At 57.4% G+C, this 20,282-nt stretch carries 21 protein-coding genes; 12 read left to right on the top strand and 9 right to left on the bottom strand.

Going from position 1 to position 20,282, the window contains the following annotated elements; genetic code table 11:
- Positions 1-8: 8 nt before the first annotated feature.
- From CWM54_RS02895 to ybiX, 3 genes are all read left to right on the top strand, one after another.
- Complete coding sequence (locus tag CWM54_RS02895) at positions 9-956, top strand: quinone oxidoreductase family protein (protein WP_100695901.1); 948 nt, start codon at positions 9-11, stop codon at positions 954-956.
- A gap of 667 nt (positions 957-1,623) precedes the next feature.
- The gene (locus tag CWM54_RS02885) at positions 1,624-3,942 is read left to right on the top strand and encodes a catecholate siderophore receptor Fiu (protein WP_165785873.1); all 2,319 of its coding nucleotides are present in this window, start codon (positions 1,624-1,626) and stop codon (positions 3,940-3,942) included.
- Between the two features lie 48 nt (positions 3,943-3,990).
- Positions 3,991-4,668 carry a PKHD-type hydroxylase YbiX gene (ybiX, locus tag CWM54_RS02880; RefSeq protein WP_100679998.1) on the top strand — a complete coding sequence of 226 codons (678 nt, stop codon included), beginning with the start codon at positions 3,991-3,993 and terminating at the stop codon, positions 4,666-4,668.
- A gap of 84 nt (positions 4,669-4,752) precedes the next feature.
- On the opposite strand, the gene ompW is transcribed toward ybiX, so the two are convergent.
- Complete coding sequence (ompW, locus tag CWM54_RS02875; protein WP_100679997.1) at positions 4,753-5,391, bottom strand: outer membrane protein OmpW; 639 nt, start codon at positions 5,389-5,391, stop codon at positions 4,753-4,755.
- A gap of 269 nt (positions 5,392-5,660) precedes the next feature.
- On the opposite strand from ompW, the gene CWM54_RS02870 reads away from it, so the two are divergent.
- The 4 genes from CWM54_RS02870 (at position 5,661) to yciA (ending at position 7,943) form a co-directional block, all read left to right on the top strand.
- On the top strand, positions 5,661-6,074 hold the full coding sequence (locus CWM54_RS02870) for a YkgJ family cysteine cluster protein (protein ID WP_061154919.1): 414 nt from the start codon (positions 5,661-5,663) through the stop codon (positions 6,072-6,074).
- A gap of 25 nt (positions 6,075-6,099) precedes the next feature.
- A complete protein-coding gene (locus tag CWM54_RS02865) occupies positions 6,100-6,843 on the top strand; it encodes a YciC family protein (protein WP_061154920.1) in 744 nt (247 codons plus the stop codon).
- 54 nt (positions 6,844-6,897) lie between these two features.
- Complete coding sequence (locus CWM54_RS02860) at positions 6,898-7,437, top strand: septation protein A (RefSeq protein WP_008807761.1); 540 nt, start codon at positions 6,898-6,900, stop codon at positions 7,435-7,437.
- Positions 7,438-7,544: 107 nt separating this feature from the next.
- Positions 7,545-7,943 (top strand): acyl-CoA thioester hydrolase YciA, encoded by a 399-nt coding sequence (gene yciA / locus CWM54_RS02855; protein ID WP_100695895.1) that lies wholly within the window; start codon positions 7,545-7,547, stop codon positions 7,941-7,943.
- A 29-nt stretch (positions 7,944-7,972) separates the two neighbouring features.
- On the opposite strand, the gene CWM54_RS02850 is transcribed toward yciA, so the two are convergent.
- Positions 7,973-8,509, bottom strand: a complete 537-nt coding sequence (locus CWM54_RS02850) for a YniB family protein (RefSeq protein ID WP_008807758.1) — start codon at positions 8,507-8,509, stop codon at positions 7,973-7,975.
- A 188-nt stretch (positions 8,510-8,697) separates the two neighbouring features.
- Between CWM54_RS02850 and hxpB the strand changes: the two genes are divergently transcribed.
- From hxpB to CWM54_RS02830, 4 genes are all read left to right on the top strand, one after another.
- Positions 8,698-9,366 (top strand): hexitol phosphatase HxpB, encoded by a 669-nt coding sequence (hxpB, locus tag CWM54_RS02845; protein WP_012968454.1) that lies wholly within the window; start codon positions 8,698-8,700, stop codon positions 9,364-9,366.
- Positions 9,367-9,515: 149 nt separating this feature from the next.
- A complete protein-coding gene (kduD, locus tag CWM54_RS02840) occupies positions 9,516-10,277 on the top strand; it encodes a 2-dehydro-3-deoxy-D-gluconate 5-dehydrogenase KduD (protein WP_032730134.1) in 762 nt (253 codons plus the stop codon).
- A gap of 91 nt (positions 10,278-10,368) precedes the next feature.
- Positions 10,369-10,959, top strand: coding sequence for a metal-dependent hydrolase (locus CWM54_RS02835; protein ID WP_002901611.1), 591 nt, complete (start codon positions 10,369-10,371; stop codon positions 10,957-10,959).
- Between the two features lie 135 nt (positions 10,960-11,094).
- The gene (locus CWM54_RS02830; protein ID WP_061154921.1) at positions 11,095-12,486 is read left to right on the top strand and encodes an L-cystine transporter; all 1,392 of its coding nucleotides are present in this window, start codon (positions 11,095-11,097) and stop codon (positions 12,484-12,486) included.
- Between the two features lie 57 nt (positions 12,487-12,543).
- On the opposite strand, the gene cedA is transcribed toward CWM54_RS02830, so the two are convergent.
- The gene (cedA, locus tag CWM54_RS02825) at positions 12,544-12,783 is read right to left on the bottom strand and encodes a cell division activator CedA (protein ID WP_004151919.1); all 240 of its coding nucleotides are present in this window, start codon (positions 12,781-12,783) and stop codon (positions 12,544-12,546) included.
- Between the two features lie 205 nt (positions 12,784-12,988).
- Here cedA and katE point away from each other — a divergent pair, with 205 nt between their 5' ends.
- Positions 12,989-15,247, top strand: coding sequence for a catalase HPII (gene katE / locus CWM54_RS02820; RefSeq protein ID WP_100695891.1), 2,259 nt, complete (start codon positions 12,989-12,991; stop codon positions 15,245-15,247).
- 57 nt (positions 15,248-15,304) lie between these two features.
- Here the strand turns inward: katE and chbG are convergent, their stop codons facing one another.
- The 6 genes from chbG to CWM54_RS28335 all read right to left on the bottom strand — a co-directional run bounded on the left by chbG (position 15,305) and on the right by CWM54_RS28335 (position 20,272).
- Entirely contained in the window at positions 15,305-16,063 is a 759-nt protein-coding gene (chbG, locus tag CWM54_RS02815) for a chitin disaccharide deacetylase (protein WP_100695889.1), read from the bottom strand.
- Between the two features lie 12 nt (positions 16,064-16,075).
- Entirely contained in the window at positions 16,076-17,422 is a 1,347-nt protein-coding gene (locus CWM54_RS02810; RefSeq protein WP_008807751.1) for a 6-phospho-beta-glucosidase, read from the bottom strand.
- A gap of 110 nt (positions 17,423-17,532) precedes the next feature.
- Positions 17,533-18,357 carry a transcriptional regulator ChbR gene (gene chbR / locus CWM54_RS02805; protein WP_061154926.1) on the bottom strand — a complete coding sequence of 275 codons (825 nt, stop codon included), beginning with the start codon at positions 18,355-18,357 and terminating at the stop codon, positions 17,533-17,535.
- A 27-nt stretch (positions 18,358-18,384) separates the two neighbouring features.
- Positions 18,385-18,732, bottom strand: a complete 348-nt coding sequence (chbA, locus tag CWM54_RS02800) for a PTS N,N'-diacetylchitobiose transporter subunit IIA (RefSeq protein ID WP_004179419.1) — start codon at positions 18,730-18,732, stop codon at positions 18,385-18,387.
- 53 nt (positions 18,733-18,785) lie between these two features.
- Positions 18,786-20,144, bottom strand: coding sequence for a PTS N,N'-diacetylchitobiose transporter subunit IIC (chbC, locus tag CWM54_RS02795; RefSeq protein WP_008807749.1), 1,359 nt, complete (start codon positions 20,142-20,144; stop codon positions 18,786-18,788).
- Positions 20,145-20,155: 11 nt separating this feature from the next.
- On the bottom strand, positions 20,156-20,272 hold the full coding sequence (locus CWM54_RS28335) for a hypothetical protein (protein ID WP_032425961.1): 117 nt from the start codon (positions 20,270-20,272) through the stop codon (positions 20,156-20,158).
- Positions 20,273-20,282: the final 10 nt, after the last annotated feature.

The raw sequence follows: 20,282 nt of genomic DNA, 5'->3' as shown, positions 1-20,282 counted from the left end.
GATAATTTATGAAAGCAGCCGTGGTTTTTGACCTCGCAGAAGGCCCGGTTTGGGCCAATTTTATCGACCCGCAGCCCGCGCCCGGCCAGACGCTCATTGACGTCCGCGCCGCCGCGCTGAGCCATGTGGTTAAGGCCCGGGCATCCGGACGTCATTATAGCTTCGACGGCAATCTGCCTTTTGTACCCGGTATCGATGGCGTCGGCACCACACCCCAGGGTCAGCGCGTCTACTTCGCCTTCCCCACCGCCCCCTTCGGCAGTATGGCGCAGCGGGCGCCGGTTGCCCTGCAGAATTGCCTGCCGTTGCCGGATGCGCTCGATGATGTTAGCGCGGCGGCGATGGCCAATCCCGGCATGTCCGCGTGGGCATCGCTGGTGACACGCGCCCAGCTCCAGACCGGTGAAACAGTGCTGATTAACGGCGCCACCGGCAGTGCCGGTCAGCTGGCGGTGCAGATTGCCCGCTATCTGGGGGCAAAAAAGATCATTGCAACCGGGCGTAATGCGCAGGCGCTGGCGGCGCTGGACGCCGATGAGTGTATTCAGTTAACCGCTGATGATAAATCCTTGAGCGGTCAATTTTCAGCGGCCAGCGCTGCGCAGATTGACGTGGTCATCGATTACCTGTGGGGGCACAGCGCGGAATTGTTATTGCCGGCCCTGGCGAAATATACCCCAGCCGGCAGACCGGTACGCTATGTGCAGGTGGGGTCCCTGACTGGCGCCGATATCGCGTTAAATGGCGCAGTTCTGCGTTCCGCACCGCTCGTGCTGATGGGCAGCGGTATCGGTAGCCTGTCGATGCCGCAGCTGCTGGCGGCGACGGGTGAAATGCTGCAGGCGGCGGTGCCGGGTAAATTGACCATCGCCACCACCCCGCGGCCGCTGCAGGAGATCGCGGCGGCCTGGCCGCGGGACGACAGTCAGAAGCGTACGGTTTTCACCCTCGGATAAAAAATCGCTTCCGCACAAAAGATGGGGTTGATATCTTAAATGAGAAATATTATCTTTCTCATTACTGAATAGTTGAGTAAATAACTCAGGTATTCAGTACGACATTGCTCACATTGCTTCCAGTATTTTTGCCCGCACTTGTGCGGGCTTTTTTTACTCGCAACACACCTCTCGCACCAGCTGCCGCCGCCAGCGGTGGCCCGGCACCTGCTCCAGACGACATACGGCACGGCATCGTTCTCCGTCACGCGGCGGGAGAACGCTTGCTGGTCGTCCCCCCAATAACGCGGTCGCGGAACAGTGCCTGCAGAGGGATCGGTGGTCCCCTGTTTTTCATTACATCAATTTCCAGAACGGCGTTCTCCTCGCGCAGAAGGAGGGCATCTTTTATGCCAAAAACCACGAAGCGCCGGGTTAGCCCTGGCGCCTGTCACCTCGCGGCGCGGCTGGCCAGCGGCCTCTTCCTGCCGCTCTTTTGCTTCAATCCCGCCATTTTCGTTCAAAATTTATGAACTATGTAAATTGCGATGAAGAAATATGTTTAAACGTCAACATTTCTATGTAAATATTAAGGCGAATGATAACTATTCTTTTTATCATTTATAGAATCACACCGGGTCAGCGCAAGCCAGACGACGAATAACGTCGCTTTTGCGCGGTGTGATATGTGCTCATAACAAAAAATAAGCCTGCATTTATCATGGAAAAAAACGCTTCTCTGCCGTTTGGCAGTTTCAACTCATTGGCATTGTTTACGGGTCTGTGTCTGGGGGCCTCACCGGCAACGGGCATCGCAGCGGAAAAATCAGTCAAAAATAGTGAAGAGACGCTGGTGGTGGAAGCCACTCCGCCTTCACTCTACTCTCCCGGCGCCTCCGCCGATCCCAAGTTCAATAAACCGCTGGTCGATACCACCCGCACCATCACCGTGATCCCGGAACAGGTGATTAAAGACCAGGGTGTCACCAACCTGACTGACGCCCTCAAAAACGTCCCCGGCGTCGGGGCGTTTTATGCCGGTGAGAATGGCAGCTCATCTACCGGGGATGCCATCTACATGCGCGGCGTGGATACCTCTAACAGCATCTATGTGGACGGCATTCGCGACATCGGCAGCGTGACGCGGGATACCTTCAATACCCAGCAGGTGGAAGTCATCAAAGGACCCGCCGGCACGGACTATGGCCGCAGCGCGCCCTCCGGCTCGATCAATATGATCAGCAAGCAGCCGCGCCTTGACTCCGGGATCGACGGTTCGGCCAGCATCGGCAGCGCCTGGTCGCGTCGCGGAACCCTCGACCTGAACCAGGCGTTTAGCGACAACGCCGCGTTCCGTCTGAACCTGATGGGGGAAAAAACCCATGACGCCGGCCGGGATAGCATTGAAAACGAACGCTATGGCATCGCGCCGTCGCTGGCCTTCGGCCTCGATACCCCAACTCGTCTGTATCTGAACTATTTGCACGTCCGGCAGAACAACACCCCGGATGGCGGGATCCCCACCGTCGGCCTGCCGGGCTATTCGGCGCCTTCGCCGAAGTATGCCGCGCTCAACTCCGCCGGTAAGGTCGATACCAGCAATTTCTATGGCACCGACTCCGATTATGATAAATCCACCACCGACAGCGGCACTCTGCGCTTCGAGCACGATCTGACGGACAATACCACCGTGCGCAATACCACCCGCTGGTCGCGGGTGAAACAGGAGTATCTTTTGACCGCGGTGATGGGCGGCGCGAGCAATATCACCGCCCCCGATATCAATGACGTCAACACCTGGAGCTGGTCGCGTCTGGTTAATACCAAAGATGTCAGCAACCGCATTTTGACCAACCAGACCAATATCACCTCGACCTTCACTACCGGCTCGATAGGCCATGACGTCAGCGCCGGCGTGGAGTTTACCCGGGAAAACCAGACCAACTATGGCGTGAACGCCATGACCGCGCCGGCGGTGAATCTCTACCATCCGGTGAGCAATCTGTCGATTGGCGGACTGGACAGAAACGGGGCGAACGCCAACGGCCAGACCGATACCTTCGGGATTTATGCCTTCGATACGCTGGCGCTGACCGAGCGGATTGAGGTCAACGGCGGGCTGCGTCTCGACAATTATCATACCAAATATGACAGCGCCACCGCCTGCGGCGGCAGCGGACGCGGGGCTATCGCCTGCCCGTCCGGACTGTCGACGGGCAGCCCGGTCACCACCGTGGATACCGCCAAATCCGGCAATCTGGTTAACTGGAAAGCCGGGGCGCTGTACCGCTTAACCGAGCAGGGCAATATCTACGTCAACTACGCCATCTCACAGCAACCGCCGGGGGGCAGCAGTTTCGCCCTGGCCGCCAGCGGGAGCGGCAACAGCGCCAACCGAACCGACTTTAAGCCGCAGAAGGCGAAATCCAGCGAGCTGGGCACCAAGTGGCAAATCTTCGACAAACGTCTGTTGCTCAGCGCGGCGTTATTCCGCACCGATATTGAAAACGAAGTGGCCGCCAACGATGACGGGACCTGGTCGCAGTACGGCAAAAAGCGCGTGGAGGGATATGAGCTTTCTGTAACCGGAAACCTGACCCCGGACTGGACGATCATCGCCGGCTACACGCAACAGCATGCGACGGTGACGGAGGGGCAGAATGTGGCGCAGGATGGTTCTTCCGCGCTGGCCTACACTCCGAAACATGCCTTTACGCTGTGGACGCAGTATCAGGCCACCAGCGATCTGTCCGTCGGCGGCGGTGCGCGCTATGTCGGAAGCCTGCGCCGGGGCAGCGATGGTGCAGTCGGTACCCCGGATCACACCGAGGGCTACTGGGTTGCCGATGCCAAACTGGGCTATCGGGTCAACAGCAACCTCGATCTGCAGCTCAATATGTACAACCTGTTTGATACCGATTACGTGGCCTCCATCAACAAGAGCGGCTATCGCTATCATCCGGGCGAACCCCGGACCTTTATGCTGACGGCGAACGTCCACTTCTGAGTCTGTACGTGGGGCCGTTGCGCCCCACCTTTTAGAGAGAACACCGCGATGATGTATCACATTCCTGACGTGCTATCGGCAGACCAGGTGGCGGAATTTACCCGGCAGCTGGCGCAGGCCGACTGGGTCGACGGGCGGGTTACGGTGGGTAGCCAGGGGGCGGCCGTCAAACAGAACCAGCAGATCGATACCCGAACGCCGCTGTATGCCCGCCTGCAGGCCGCCGTGCTCGACATGCTGCGCGGCCATCCGCAGTTTTTCTCCGCCGCGCTGCCGCGGACGATTTCCGCACCGTTGTTTAACCGCTATGGGCCAGGAGAGACCTACGGTTTTCATGTCGATGGCGCCGTTCGTCAGAACGGCGAGGCGGGCTGGATGCGTACTGACCTGTCAGCGACGCTGTTTCTTTGCGATCCGGAGAGCTATGAGGGCGGTGAACTGGTGATTGAAGACACCTATGGCCAGCACCGGGTGAAGCTCCCGGCCGGGCATCTGGTGCTCTATCCCGCCAGCAGCCTGCACTGCGTCACCCCGGTGACCCGCGGCGTACGTCAGGCCTCTTTCCTGTGGATCCAGTCGATGGTCCGCGACGATAAGCAGCGCGCGATGCTTTACGACCTGGACCGCACCATCCAGTCTCTGAAGGCCCGCTTTGGCGACGGAGAAGAGGTTCTCTCCCTGCTCAACATGTATCACAACCTGCTGCGCCAGTGGACGGAAGTATGATCCGCTATCGATGGCCAAAGCTTTTGGCAGACAGGTGTGACGTGACAATGAACTGGCCATCCGTTGGCCAGTTTTCAGCAGGATTTAAAACCGATAACCCGCAGAGAACATAAACACCCACGGATCCAGACGGGTGCTGACTTTCTGGTCCACGCCGCCGGCTTTGAATTTCACATCGGTATCGATATCCATGTACCACACTGACATATTCAGCAGCCAGTCACGGTTAATCAGATAATCGAGGCCAACCTGCCCCGCCGCGCCCCAGGAGTCCTTCAGGCTCAGATCGGAAAGCCCAGCTGCCTTACCGGTATCGTTAAAGTCTTCATTAAAGAAGGTGGTGTAGTTAATACCGGCCCCCACATACGGGCGCACCTTGCTTTGCGCATTGCCAAAGTACCACTGCGCCATCAGGGTGGGTGGCAACTGATGGACGGTGGCGATAGTCCCGGTTGGCCCGGTACCGACCTTATGGCGGAACGGCGTTGCCGCCAGCAGTTCCACGCCGATGTTATCGGTCGCCATATAGGTAAAGGTTAAACCCAGCTGGGTGTTGTTACTGACGTTGAAACTGCCAAGGCTGCCTAACACATTGTCAGAGCCCTCCGTCGGTCGGACGGTGGCGGTCCCGGCACGAATGAAAAATTCACCCGCCTCATGCGCCCAGACGCTGCCGGTGGAAAGCGTGCTTAGAATTAATGCCGCCGCTGCTAACTTCTTCATATCCACTTCCTCATTATGGTTTTTCAGCGCGGCCAAATATACCTATAACGAGTTACGTTTGATCTGTTTTAGATCACACTAAAACCTTAGATTTAACATTTATTGATCCAGATTAATTTTTGATACCGATCGCAATACCTTGAATCCTTCTCACATCAATTTTCACTTTTCGCGAAAAAAAATATTTCTGCCCCTCTTGCCGCCGCAAAAGCGGCTGGATAAGTTAACTGCCGACAATCTGTGTTGATGCGTTTTTTTCAGGTGTAATTATGAGTGAAATCAACCCGTGCATGACGTGCGGTGCCTGTTGTGCGTATTTTCGTGTCTCTTTCTACTGGGCGGAAGCCGACGACGCCGGTGGCCTGGTGCCTTCCGCGCTGACCGAGCCGCTGACCCCTTTCCTGCGCTGCATGAGCGGCACCAACCAGCGCCAGAGCCGCTGCGCGGCGCTGTCAGGCGACATCGGTGACGCCGTCCACTGCACTATTTATGAAAACCGTCCCTCACCGTGCCGCGAATTCACCATGTCCGGTGAGAATGGTGAGGAAAATGACGCCTGCAACCGGGCGCGGGCGCGCTATGGCCTACCGCCATTGATTCCTCTTTACAAAGATATACCTGCCCTGAATGGTGCAGAGAGTGCTACGACGGAACGATTTGCGGTACAATCGCCGGCTAGTTAACACCTGCAACACTCAAGGAGAATGCATGTCTATCACGGCGAAGTCCGTCTACCGTGACACCGGGAATTTTTTTCGTAATCAGTTCATTACCATTTTGCTGATTGCGCTGTTGTGCGCGTTTATTACGGTAGTACTTGGCCATGCTTTTTCACCCAGTGACGAGCAGCTGTCGATACTCAGCGAAGGCGACAACCTCGCCGGTAGCGCCGGCCTGTTCGAACTGGTGCAGAACATGACGCCGGAGCAACAGCAGATCCTGCTGCGCGCCTCGGCGGCATCAACCTTCTCGGGTCTGGTGGGCAATGCGATCCTCGCCGGCGGCGTTCTGCTGCTGATCCAGTTGGTCTCTGCCGGTCATCGCGTTAGCGCCCTGCGCGCCATCGGCGCCTCAGCCCCGGTGCTGCCGAAGCTGCTGCTGTTGATCCTCTTCACGACCTTCCTGGTGCAGATGGGGATGATGCTGGTACTGGTGCCCGGCGTGCTACTGGCCATCGTGTTAGCCTTTGCGCCGATCATGCTGGTGCAGGACAAAATGGGTATCCTCAGCGCCATGCGCAGCAGCATGCGCCTGGCGTGGGCCAATCTGCGGCTGGTGGCGCCGGCTATCATTGGCTGGCTGGTGGCGAAAACCCTGCTGTTACTGTTCGCTTCCAGCTTCGCTGTCCTGACGCCAAACGTCGGCGCGGTGGTCATCAATACCATCAGCAACCTGATATCCGCCCTGTTGCTGATCTATTTATTCCGCGTGTATATGCTTATCCGCAACTAATCTTAACCAGGATCGGGGTCTTCCCCGGTCCGTCCTGAAAGACGGGATCGATGTATGAAGCAGTTTCTGGATTTTTTACCGCTGGTGGTCTTCTTTGCCTTCTATAAGCTTTACGATATCTACGCCGCCACCACCGCGCTGATCGTCGCGACCGCTATCGTGCTGATCTACAGCTGGGTACGCTACCGTAAAGTCGAAAAAATGGCGCTGATCACCTTTGTGCTGGTGGCCGTCTTCGGCGGATTAACCCTCTTCTTCCACAATGATGAGTTTATTAAATGGAAGGTGACGGTGATTTATGCCCTGTTCGCCGGCGCACTGCTGTTCAGCCAGTGGGTGATGAAAAAGCCGTTGATCCAGCGCATGCTGGGCAAAGAGCTGGCCCTGCCTCAGCAGGTCTGGTCGCGGCTTAACCTGGCCTGGGCGGTGTTCTTTATCCTTTGCGGGCTGGCCAATATCTATATCGCCTTCTGGCTGCCGCAGAATATCTGGGTGAACTTCAAGGTCTTTGGCTTAACCGCCCTCACGCTGGTCTTTACCCTGCTGAGCGGGATCTACATCTACCGCCATATGCCGCAGGACGACCACCACTAACTCCCCGGCAGCTTGCGCCCGCCTCAGCGGGCGCTTTCCCCTATTCTCACCGCCCCGTTTTCATAGTAGCATCCCGCTGATCGTCTTTGACCACAACAGAGTAGAGCATGACAACTACAGATCTTGCCCCGAAGGGCGAAATGGTTTTACGCACCCTGGCAATGCCGGCGGATACCAATGCCAACGGGGATATTTTTGGCGGCTGGCTGATGTCGCAGATGGATATCGGTGGCGCCATCATGGCCAAAGAGATCGCTCAGGGTCGCGTGGTGACCGTGCGCGTGGATGGGATGACCTTTTTACGCCCGGTCGCCGTCGGCGACGTGGTGTGCTGCTACGCCCGCTGCGTGAAGCGCGGCAACACCTCGGTGACGATTAACATCGAAGTGTGGGTGAAAAAAGTCTCTTCTGAACCGATTGGCCAGCGCTATAAGGCGACGGAAGCGCTGTTTATCTACGTTGCTGTCGATAATCAGGGTAAACCGCGGGCTCTGCCGACAGAATAAGATGGCGCCCGGCTAACCGGGCACCTGGCTTACAGAAAGCCCAGCAGCGAGAAGAAAAAGTAGCCGATAATAATCACGATCACCGGCAGCACATACAGCGGGAAATATTGCACCAGGATGGTATGGCGCGGTACCACGATCCGCTCAGCGAGCTGCTCACGGGATAACCCTTCTGCGCCTTTGGCCTGCTCGAGGATCAACTGATCCTCAATCCCCTCGCGAAGAAATTTCGCCTGCCTCGCCATCCGCGCGCCGGAGGCCTGCAGCGCCATGCCGACAAACACCAGAATGAAGATGATCCAGAAGCCGATGTTCAGGCTGTGGTGAAAATCCGGTAGCGGCGAGTTGTACCAGAAAAAGTTCAGGAACGGGGTGTTAAAGCGCATCATCTCAATCATGACATGCGCAAAATCCATCATTACCGCGTCAATGCCGGGTTTCTTTTCGCTGTGCTCATACATAAATTTGAGCACAGAAATCAGCGTCGACAGCACGGCGGGAATAAAGATGACCCATCCCAAAATGCGTTTGATAACCGCTATGCGTCCAGCTTGTTGGTACGTCATGAGTTCCCCTTGTTAAAGACGCGTTGGTGATTCGCCTGCCGCCTGTTGCGTGGCGCAGGCGCTCCTCGCTTACCCGAATGTGTCGGGTATAAGTCTATCTTCCACGGCGAATTTCGCCCAATAACGCGCGGTATGATATACCATGAATGCCGATTCGTTTATCTGATTACGCAACAGGAGAAGGACATATGTCAGCGAAGCGCCGCATTGAGGCCGCGATTTTTGATATGGACGGGTTGCTGATTGACTCTGAGCCGCTCTGGGATCAGGCGGAGGTCGAGGTCATGGAAAGCCTGGGGGTGGATACCCGCCGCCGCGATGAACTGCCCGACCTGCTTGGTCTGCGAATCGACCTTGTGGTGGATCTGTGGTATGCCCAGCAGCCGTGGCACGGCGTCGATCGTGCAGAAGCCACCGCGCGCATTATCCGCCGGGCCATCGAGCTGGTAGAAGCCTCACGCCCGCTGCTACCGGGCGTACGCGAGGCAGTGGCCCTGTGTAAAGCGCAGGGCTTGAAGGTGGGCCTGGCCTCGGCCTCGCCGCTGGTGATGCTGGAGAAAGTGCTCAACATGTTCGAACTGCGCGACCAGTTTGATGCGCTCGCCTCCGCGGAACATCTGCCCTGGAGCAAACCGCACCCGCAGGTATACCTCAACTGCGCCGCTGCCCTGGGAGTCGATCCGCAGCGCTGCGTCGCGCTGGAGGATTCGGTCAACGGCATGATCGCCAGCAAAGCCGCGCGCATGCGCGCTATCGTGGTACCGGAAGCGGAGAACAGCCGCGACCCACGCTTCGTGCTGGCGGACGTCAAGCTCCCGTCACTGCAGGCCCTGACCGCCGAAGCCCTGCTCGGGTAAGGCCGCTGGCGGGTGACGCGATCGCTGTCACGCCGCCGGCAACAAAATCAAAACGTTGTTTCATTTTAATTGTAATTTTGTTTTCCTGCCTCTATGCTGGTCACAGGTGGCGTCATCGTACGCCTGATGATCAGCTGACAGAGGTGAATATGGTACTGAACGCCTTCGACCTGACGGGTAAGGTCGCCATCGTGACCGGTTGCGATACCGGACTGGGACAGGGAATGACGCTGGGCCTGGCGCAGGCCGGGTGCGATATCGTCGGCATCAACCGTAAAATTCCCCATGACACGGCGGCACAGGTTCAGGCGCTGGGTCGCCGCTTTCATGCCATTCAGGCGGATCTCAGCCTTCAGGATGAGATGAGCGTGCTGGTCGACCAGGCGGTCGCGGCGATGGGTCGGGTCGATATTCTGGTCAATAACGCCGGGATTATCCGCCGCCATGATGCCCTGACCTTCACGGAAAGTGACTGGGATGCGGTGATCGATCTGAATCTCAAAGCGGTTTTCTTTCTCAGCCAGGCGGTCGCCAGGCAGTTCATTCGCCAGGGCGATGGCGGCAAAATCATTAACATCGCCTCGATGCTCTCGTTTCAGGGCGGGATCCGCGTCCCCTCCTACACCGCCTCGAAAAGCGGCGTGCTGGGTTTGACCCGCCTGCTGGCCAACGAATGGGCCGGCCAGCGCATCAACGTCAACGCCATTGCGCCAGGATATATGGCCACCAATAACACCCAGGCGCTGCGTGAAGATGAAGAACGTAACCAGGCGATCCTCGAGCGCATTCCCGCCGGTCGCTGGGGAGAACCCAAAGACCTGCAGGGGCCGGTGGTGTTTCTCGCCTCGGCCGCCGCCGACTATATTAACGGCTATACGCTGGCCGTTGATGGCGGATGGCTGGCACGCTGAGAATTTGTGACAAAGAGTTACACCGTCACCTCTTCCGTACACTGTATAAAAACCCTATACTGTATGAATCGACAGTTTAGGGTGTGTTATCATGACGGCGGAAGGCCATCTCTTCTTTTCAATCGCCTGCGCAGTATTTGCCAAAAACGCAGAGTTAACGCCGGTGCTGGCGCAGGGCGACTGGTGGCATATTGTGCCCTCTGCGGTATTGACCTGCCTGCTGCCGGATATCGATCACCCTAAGTCGTTTCTCGGCCAGCGGCTGAGCTGGATCTCAAAGCCCGTGGCGCGGGCCTTTGGCCACCGCGGCTTTACCCACAGCCTGCTGGCCGTCTTTGGCGCGCTGACGCTGTTCTATCTGAAAGTGCCTGACAGCTGGATTGTCCCGGCGGACGCCCTCCAGGGCCTGGTGCTGGGCTATCTCAGCCACATCCTCGCCGATATGCTCACCCCCGCCGGGGTGCCGTTGCTGTGGCCCTGCCGCTGGCGCTTCCGGCTGCCGATCCTCGCGCCGCGCAAGGGTAACCAACTGGAGCGCGCTTTATGCATGGCGCTGTTCGTCTATGCCGTCTGGATGCCGCAGACGCTGGCGGACAACAGCGCAATACGCTGGTCTTCCGGGGTGATCAATTCCCTGCAAATCACCTTCAACCGCTTTATTAGTCACCAGAGTGGCCGATAAACCGCCGGAAAACGCCATTTGGTTATAACCCATTCCATTTGAATATAAGTCCTTGATAACGCCTTCTGCTAACCTTGCCGTCATAAGAGCTGGTTATCCACCAGCCCAGGTTATAAAAATATCAGGAGAACGGGGATGAACTTTCCATTAATAGCGAACGTAGTCGTGTTCGCCGTATTACTGTTTGCGCTGGGGCAAACTCGCCATAAACAGTGGAGCCTGGCCAGGAAAGTGCTGGTTGGTCTGGCCATTGGTGTGGTCTTTGGTCTGGCCCTGCAGCTGATCTACGGGTCTGACAGCCAGGTGCTGAAGGATTCCATCCAGTGGTTCAATATCGTCGGTAATGGCTATGTCCAGCTGCTGCAAATGATTGTGATGCCGTTGGTCTTCGCCTCGATCCTGAGCGCGGTGGCCCGGCTGCATAATGCCTCTCAGCTGGGAAAAATCAGCTTCCTGAGCATCGGCACTCTACTGTTCACCACGCTTATCGCCGCGCTGGTTGGTGTGCTGGTGACCAATATGTTCGGCCTCACCGCCGAGGGGCTGGTCCAGGGCAGCGCAGAAACCGCCCGTCTGAACGCCATCCAGAGCAACTATGTGGGGAAAGTGGCCGATCTTAGCGTACCGCAGCTGATCCTTTCCTTTGTGCCGAAGAACCCGTTTGCTGACCTGACCGGGGCTAACCCGACCTCCATCATCAGCATCGTCATTTTCTCAGCGTTCCTCGGCGTCGCGGCGCTTAAGCTGCTGAAAGAGGATGTGGAAAAAGGCCAGCGCGTGCTGACGGCCATCGATACCCTGCAGGGCTGGGTGATGAAGCTGGTTCGTCTGGTGATGCAGCTGACTCCTTACGGCGTACTGGCCCTGATGACCAAAGTGGTTGCCGGGTCGAATCTGCAGGACATCATCAAACTTGGTGGCTTCGTGGTGGCTTCGTACATTGCGCTGGGCATTATGTTTGTCGTCCACGGCCTGCTGCTGGCGATTAACGGCGTCAGCCCGCTGAAGTACTTCCGCAAAGTCTGGCCGGTGATCACCTTCGCCTTCACCAGCCGCTCCAGCGCCGCGTCGATTCCGCTGAACGTGGAAGCCCAGACCCGACGCCTGGGCGTCCCGGAGTCAATTGCCAGCTTCTCCGCCTCCTTTGGCGCCACCATCGGCCAGAACGGCTGCGCCGGTATCTACCCGGCCATGCTGGCGGTCATGGTCGCGCCGACCGTGGGCATCAACCCACTGGATCCGATGTGGATTGCCACCCTCGTGGGCATCGTCACCGTCAGCTCGGCGGGCGTAGCCGGGGTGGGCGGCGGCGCCACCTTCGCCGCGCTGATCGTCCTGCCGGCGATGGGCCTGCCGGTGACCCTGGTAGCGCTGCTGATCTCCGTCGAACCGCTGATCGATATGGGGCGTACCGCGCTGAACGTTAACGGCTCAATGACCGCCGGGACCCTGACCAGCCAGTGGCTGCGCCAGACCGACAAGTCGATTTTCGATAGCGAAGAAGAGGCCGAACTGGCGCATCGCTAAACGGTAAGCACAAAAAAACCGCTGATTATCAGCGGTTTTTTTATTTCTGCAGCAGACTCAGGCTTCAATCTCACCTTCCTGACGCACCTGGTTAGCCCAGCGCTGGGCCGACTCCGGCACGCTGAACGCTGGCGAGCGGCGAAAATGCTCCCCCATCAGCAGAAAGGCGACATACTTCCCGCGCAAAATCCAGACATCGCGAAAATGGTCCATTTTCACGGCATGTTCCGGAGGCGCAGGCTCCACGCGCGGCACGTAGCTAATGACAGGGCGATTTTGTTGGCGCAATGGTTTCATAACAAATGGATTCACTAAACAGAGCGGGAAACAGAAACCTCTATCATAGCCGATTGCGGGCCCGTTCGTCGCCCCCCTGCCGCCGATGCGCATTTTAGGATAACTCCATGCCCCTGCGCCGGGCGCAGGCAGCGTAATGTTCTATAGTTAGAAGGGTTTTGGTTTATCAACGACCACTTTTAGCAATGAAAGCAGGAGACGAGTAATGTCTGATAAGCACCCAAACCCTCACCACCAGCAGGCACCGGTCCACGACAGCGAGGAAGCGAAACCGGGTCTCGACTCGCTGGCACCGGATGACCGGGAGTGGCGACCCACGCCGAAACCCACCGCCCCAGGCGCCGAACCGACCGCTCCCGGCAGCCTGAAAGCACCGGAAACCCACAGCAGCAAACTTGACGCCCTTGAGCCGCAGCGTAAAGGCGGAGAAGACTTTCCGCTGACCACCAACCAGGGCGTACGCATTGCCGACGATCAGAATTCGCTGCGCGCCGGCGCCCGCGGCCCAACGCTGCTGGAAGATTTTATTCTGCGGGAGAAGATCACCCACTTCGACCATGAGCGAATTCCGGAGCGTATCGTTCATGCCCGCGGCTCTGCCGCCCACGGTTACTTTCAGCCCTACAAAAGCCTGGCGGCGTTGACCAAAGCCGATTTTCTCTCGGCAGCCGATAAGATCACTCCGGTCTTTGTGCGCTTTTCCACCGTGCAGGGTGGCGCAGGATCGGCGGATACCGTCCGCGATATTCGCGGTTTCGCCACCAAGTTTTACACCGACGAGGGGATTTTCGACCTGGTCGGCAACAATACCCCGGTGTTTTTTATCCAGGACGCGCTGAAATTTCCCGATTTTGTCCACGCCGTGAAGCCTGAGCCTCACTGGGCCATCCCACAAGGACAAAGCGCCCACGATACTTTCTGGGACTATGTCTCCCTGCAACCGGAAACGCTGCACAATGTGATGTGGGCGATGTCCGACCGCGGGATCCCGCGCAGCTATCGCACCATGGAAGGCTTTGGTATTCACACCTTCCGCCTGATCAACGCCGAAGGCAAAGCCACCTTCGTTCGCTTCCACTGGAAACCGGTGGCCGGCAAGGCGTCGATGGTGTGGGATGAAGCGCAGAAGCTCACCGGCCGCGACCCTGATTTTCATCGCCGCGACCTGTGGGAGGCCATCGAAGCCGGGGACTACCCGGAATTTGAGCTTGGCCTGCAGCTCATCCCCGAGGAGAACGAGTTTGATTTTGACTTCGATCTGCTCGATCCCACCAAGCTGATCCCCGAGGCGCTGGTGCCGGTCCTGCGCGTCGGCAAGATGGTCCTCAACCGCAATCCGGACAACTTCTTTGCCGAAAACGAACAGGCGGCCTTTCATCCCGGGCATATCGTACCGGGCATTGATTTCAGCAACGATCCGCTGCTGCAGGGGCGCCTCTTCTCTTACACCGATACGCAAATTAGCCGCCTGGGTGGGCCGAACTTCCATGAAATCCCCATCAACCGTCCGACCTGCCCGTATCACAATTTCCAGCGCGACGGGATGCACCGGATGGACATTGACACCAATCCGGCCAACTACGAGCCCAACTCCATTAACGACAACTGGCCGCGCGAGACGCCGCCAGCGGCCAAACGCGGCGGCTTTGAGTCCCTCGCCGAGCGCGTCGACGGCGAAAAAATCCGCCAGCGCAGCCCTTCGTTCGGCGAATATTACACCCAGCCGCGTCTGTTCTGGCTGAGCCAGACACCGATTGAGCAGCAGCATATTATCGATGGTTTCAGCTTCGAACTCAGCAAAGTGGTCCGCACCTGGATCCGCGAGCGGGTGGTCGATCATCTGGCCCATATTGATACTAAACTGGCGGAAGCGGTCGGGGCGAATTTAGGTATCGAACTGAGCGACGATCAGCGCAACATTACCCTGCCCTCCCCGGTCAATGGCGTGGAGAAAGACCCCAGCCTCAGCCTCTACGCCGACGCCGAAGGGGATGTGAAAGGCCGTGTAGTGGCAGTCCTGCTCAATGAACGCACCTCGGCGCAGGATCTGGTCCATCTCCTGCAGGCGCTGCAGGCCCAGGGCGTGCACAGTAAACTCCTCTACTCGCGGATGGGCGAGGTCGTCGCCGACGACGGATCTCCCGTGCCGATCGCCGGCACCTTCGCCGGTTCCCCATCGCTGACGGTGGATGCGGTAGTGGTGCCTGGCGGCGACCTCAGCGCCCTGAGCCAGAGCGGCGACGCGCGCTATTACCTGCTGGAAGCCTATAAGCATCTGAAGCCGATCCTGCTGGCAGGGGATGCGCGACAGCTGACGTCCGTTCTGCAGGTCCCGACCCAGGGTGAAGAGGGGGTTATCGTCACCGATGCTCTCGACACGCCAGCGGCGGACACACTGCTCGCCCTGATGACGGCGCATCGCGTATGGTCGAGAAGTCCAAAAATCGCCGCTATTCCGGCGTAGTAAAAAGCCCGGCACACGGTGCCGGGCTTGATTCACTTTCCCTTTCCACCATCGGGCTTAGACGTCGCGGTAGGTTCCCAGGCGATAACCCCGATCAACCACCGCCGCTTTCAACGAGGCTGACGTCAGCACATCAAGCTCACCCAGCCGCGGGTAGCAGTAGGCGCTGCCCATAATGGTCTGATCGACAAAAGCCGGATGACACATCACCTCCAAGGAGCGTTCCTCGCGGGCCATTGAGGCATCCAGCGTCTGCAGAAACAGTTCCTCAGAGACGGCTTCGCCGTAAAACTCGCTGCTGAAGCCTGCGCTGCTGCGCGCCGCCTGTTGATCGAGCCCACTCTGCGCCGCCACCTGGCGGTCAATACGTAACGCGATACCCTTCTCGCGGGCAAAGGCCGCCACGATGGGATAGATCGGGGCGATCATATGCACATGGTGGTGGCTGTCGAGATGCGTCGGCTCATGACCAAAGAGATCGACAAAACGACGGTACTGACACGCCAGCTCGTGGGTGATCTCCTCCAGCGGCAGACTACCTTCTTCTGCCTGCTGCCAGATCCATTTGCCCAGCCGGCCATCACGGGTTAATCCCGGCATGGCCGACAGCGGCTCGCCCAACGTCAGCACAAAGTGCATCCCGACCGCCAGCTCCGGGGTACTGCGGCTCAGCTGGGCGGCGTGGTCAATGGCCGCGCCGTTGACCAGCGCCGTGGTCGATGTCACCACGCCGTTGCGGCAGGCCTCGATAATGCCGTAGTTCTGCCCTTTACTGAGGCCGAAGTCGTCGGCATTGACGATCAATACGCGTTCCATTGGCCGCTCCTGTTAAGATTTCAGTTTTTCGATAGTCGCCGCAAAGTTCGGCAGCCATTTTTCATGCGCCAGAATCATCTCCCGCGCCAGCTGCTCGGCGTCACGATCGGAATGGATCAGCGGGCTTAAGTTCAGCGCCAGCAGCACGTCATTCAGCTCGCCGCTGATCGCCGCCTGGCTGGCCGCCACTTCGAACCCCTTGATGGTGTAGATAAGCCCCAGTACCTTCTCATCGAAATGGGTGATGCGCGGCGTCGGCTTCGCGCCGTCGCGACCTAAGGTGCAGCTCATCTCGACCGCCCAGTCCGCCGGGATATTATCCACGTGGCCATGATGCGGGATATTCACATAGTGCTCAGTCTGCTTGTCGTTATAGATAGCGTTGATCACTTCGCAAGCGGCATCGGAGTAATAGGCGCCGCCGCGCTGCTCCAGCTCCTTCGGCTTAACCTTGAGATCTGGATTTTTATATAGCTCAAACAGCTGTTTCTCCACCTTCTGTACCACCTGAGCGCGCGCGCCGCCCTTATAGTACTCGCCCATCTCAATCGCCAGCATCTCTTTTGGCTTAAAGTAGTAGAGCAGATAGGAGCACGGGATCAGGCGCAGGGAGCGGATCAGCCCCTCGCTAAACGGCAGATCGAAGATATTTTTCACCGAGTTCGCGGTCAGGCGGCCAGAGGCCACGCCGTCCAGCAGTTCATCGAAGCGCGAAACGCCGTTAACCAGCACGTCGCGGACGAACACCAGATGATTCAGACCGAACAGGTCGATATTCAGCTCATCGCTTGGGCTCAGCTGCAGCACGTCGGTGATGAACATCTTCATGCCGATAGGAATGTTGCACACGCCGATAAAGCGTTTGAAACTGGTGTGGCGATAGACCGCCTCGGTGACCATGCCCGCCGGGTTGGTGAAGTTGATGATCCACGCGTCCGGGCAAATCTCCTGCACATCTTTCACAATATCGAAAATCACCGGGATGGTGCGCAGCCCTTTAAACAGCCCGCCCGCCCCGTTGGTCTCCTGGCCCAGGTAGCCGTGGCTCAGCGGAATACGCTCATCTTTTTCACGCGCCTTCAGCTGGCCCACGCGCAGCTGGGTGGTGACGAAATCCGCGCCCTGCAGCGCCGCACGGCGATCCAGCGTTTTATAGACCTTCATCGGCACGCCGGCTTTTTCCACCATCCGCTCGCACAGCGCATGGATAATATCAAGCTTCTCCTGGCCCTCTTCCACGTCCACCAGCCACAGTTCAGTGACCGGCAGTTCATGGTAACGTTTCAGAAAGCCTTCCAGTAATTCCGGGGTATAGCTGCTGCCGCCGCCAATAGTGACTACTTTTAATTTCTGGCTCATCTTTTTCTCCCTTGGGCGCTACGCCTGGACGCAGGCCGCTCTCCGCAACAATGCGGACAGTTAACTTGAATGATTTACGGTATAAACCGGGCGGCTAAAACCGCGCGGGTTTAATTAATACTGGTCAAATGTTTGCGATAACTGCTCGGCGTAAACGACGTCAGTTTTTTAAAGGTTTTAATAAACAGGCTCGGGCTGCTGTAGCCTGACTCATACGCAATATCCGTCACCGAATAGTTGGTAATTTCCAGCTGCTTTTTAGCAAAGTTGATACGGATATCATTAATTATCTGCATCGGCGTTTTACCATAATAGCGCTGGGTCGCCCGGGTTAAATATTCCTGCGTTTTCCCCGAAAGCTGAACCATATTCTCGAGCGCGCCCTCACCGAATTTCAGCTTATCGTGCATGGCCTCAACGGTATTTTTTAGCCATTGCGGAATAACATCGGCAACCGGCTCTTCGCGATAGTGGCGTAAACGGTTAATGACATAAAAGGAAACCAGCTCGATAAATTCGTCAAATTCCGTTTCGCGAAAATTGAGTGAGGCGATGACCGACTCAACGTAGCCGAGAAAAGCGCTCTGCACCGCATAAACCTGCGACGCCACCAGGCCAAACGGCAGCAGCGGCAGATAATGTTTCTCAAAGAAGCGTCTGCTGATGCCGACGTTAAGGATGCGCGTCGCCCCAAATTCGTAAAAGCTCTGGTGGTGCGAACCCATCGGGATAAAGACGAAATCTCCGCGCTCCAGCAGCACCCGTTTGCCATTGATCTCCTGGTAATAGCGCCCGGTTAATACCACGGTAAATTCGTAGTAGTCATGCTGGTGAAGCCCGCTCACGCTTTCCGTTTTGTTATAGATGACCACATGAAAGTTCTTCCCGTTGAAAAGCTGTTGTTCTCTGGCGGTACTGATCTCGGTGGTCATCATCCTGGGCTGCCTCATCGTCGCGATGGCCTATTGTACCTTCTCGTGCAGCTCAATCAATTCCGCGACCAGCTCGCGGGCCAGCATCGAGGTCATCAGATGATCCTGGGCATGTACCAGCACGAGGCTGACCTTCATTTTTCCTTCGCCCTCATCGCTTTCAATAAGCTGGGTCTGCACACGATGCGCCTCGCTCAGCGCCTGACGCGACTGCTCCATCATCGCTTTCGCCGCGGCAAAATCGCCCTGCTTCGCCTGCTTCAGGGCGGCATAGGCCAGGCTGCGGGCCTGTCCGGAGTTGATAATCAACCCCATCACCACCTCTTCGAGGTCATTTTCCGGGGTTTCTACCGCGTCGATGTTGTCCAGATCAAACATAATATTTCCCTCATTTATCAGGCGGTACGGGACATTGCCCGTACCGCGCGGTATCAGAATTTCAGTGCGTTAGCGATGTCTTCTTCGCTCTCTTCCTGCTCGATGACGGTCTGCGCTTTATTCGACAGCACCACAAACGGCAGGTAGACCAGAGTCGCGACGCCAAGGTTGAACAGGGCCACCAGCAGGGCGGCAACGCTGCCGTTACTGTTAAAGAACGCTCCCAGACCGGTCGGCATGGTCCACGGCGCCAGGTTAGTCACCGGTGGGATAATCCCTAAGCTATAAGCCGCCAGCGTAATGGCTGCCAGAATCGGCTGGACCAGCACGAAGGGGATAAACATCACCGGGTTCATAATGATCGGCAGACCAAACAGAATCGGTTCGTTAATCTGGAAGATGCCTGACGGCAACGCCAGCTTCGCAACCTGACGATGGTCAGCGCGGCGGGAAGCGATAAAGATGGCGATAATCAGACCCAACGTTGCCCCGGAGCCACCCAGCAGGATGTAGGAGTCGAGCATCGGCTTGGCCCAGAAGTGGAACTGTTTGCCTGCTTCGATAGCCGCATCAACAGAGCCGTACTGGTTATACAGCGCGATGTTTTCCAGCGCCCACGGGGTCATGATGCCGTTATCCAGCGCCGTCAGCGCCAGGGAACCGTGCACGCCGAAGAACCACAGCAGGGAGTTAAAGATGACGTAGGCCCAGCCGACTACGCTGCCCATCGCCGCCAGCGGCGTGGAGATAGAGTCCATGATGATCTGGTGGAAGTTGCTGCCATAGCTCGACAGGGCCCACGAGATAATGCCGAAGATGGAGAGGATCAAAAAGCCCGGGATCAGCGCGGAGAAAGAGCGCGATACTGACCCTGGCACGCTGTCCGGCAGTCTGATCACCCAGTTACGACGGATCACGAAGGTGAACAGTTCCGCGACGACCAGACCGATAATCATCCCGGAGATGATGTTCTGCCCGCCCAGCCAGTTGGCGCCCACCGCATAGGCTTCACCCACGCTATACGGGGTCACGGTCATGAAGGCCGCCACCGCCAGCAGGCCCGCGGCCATCGGGTCGACTTTGCGTTCTTCTGCCAGCGCGGAGCCGATAAAGAACGGCGCCATCAGCGACATAATGCCGAGGGTACCGTTATAGACGTTCCCGCCGATAGCCTTAAAGCCGTTTAAGGTTTCAATGGTGGAGGCATCCAGTCGAATGCCCATAGAATAAAAGAAAGAGCCTTCGCCGAAGCTCAGAAAAACGTTGTTAATTAATACAAACATGGCCCCGGCGAGGGTCAACGGCATTAACTTAATAAATCCGTTTTTAATCGCATTAATATGCGGCTGCTTTCCTATTTTCACTGCAAAAGGAAGGAGTACCTTTTCAAGCGAGTCGATCACTTTACTCATAGTCAATACCCTTAAAAGCCGCAATAAACTATTACGGCGATGATGTATGAAATTACTCTTTGACGGGAAAATAAACTCTTTATTTTTTGACGTCCGGCAACAGAGTGCCGCCAGGCGTCAAAATACATCGAGTTTTAA

The sequence above is a fragment of the Klebsiella sp. D-Nf1 genome, from assembly GCF_002810515.1.
Classification (GTDB): Bacteria; Pseudomonadota; Gammaproteobacteria; order Enterobacterales; family Enterobacteriaceae; genus Klebsiella; species Klebsiella variicola.
The sequence above is the reverse complement of the archived record's forward strand: the minus strand, read 5'-3'. Positions and strand labels throughout refer to the sequence as shown.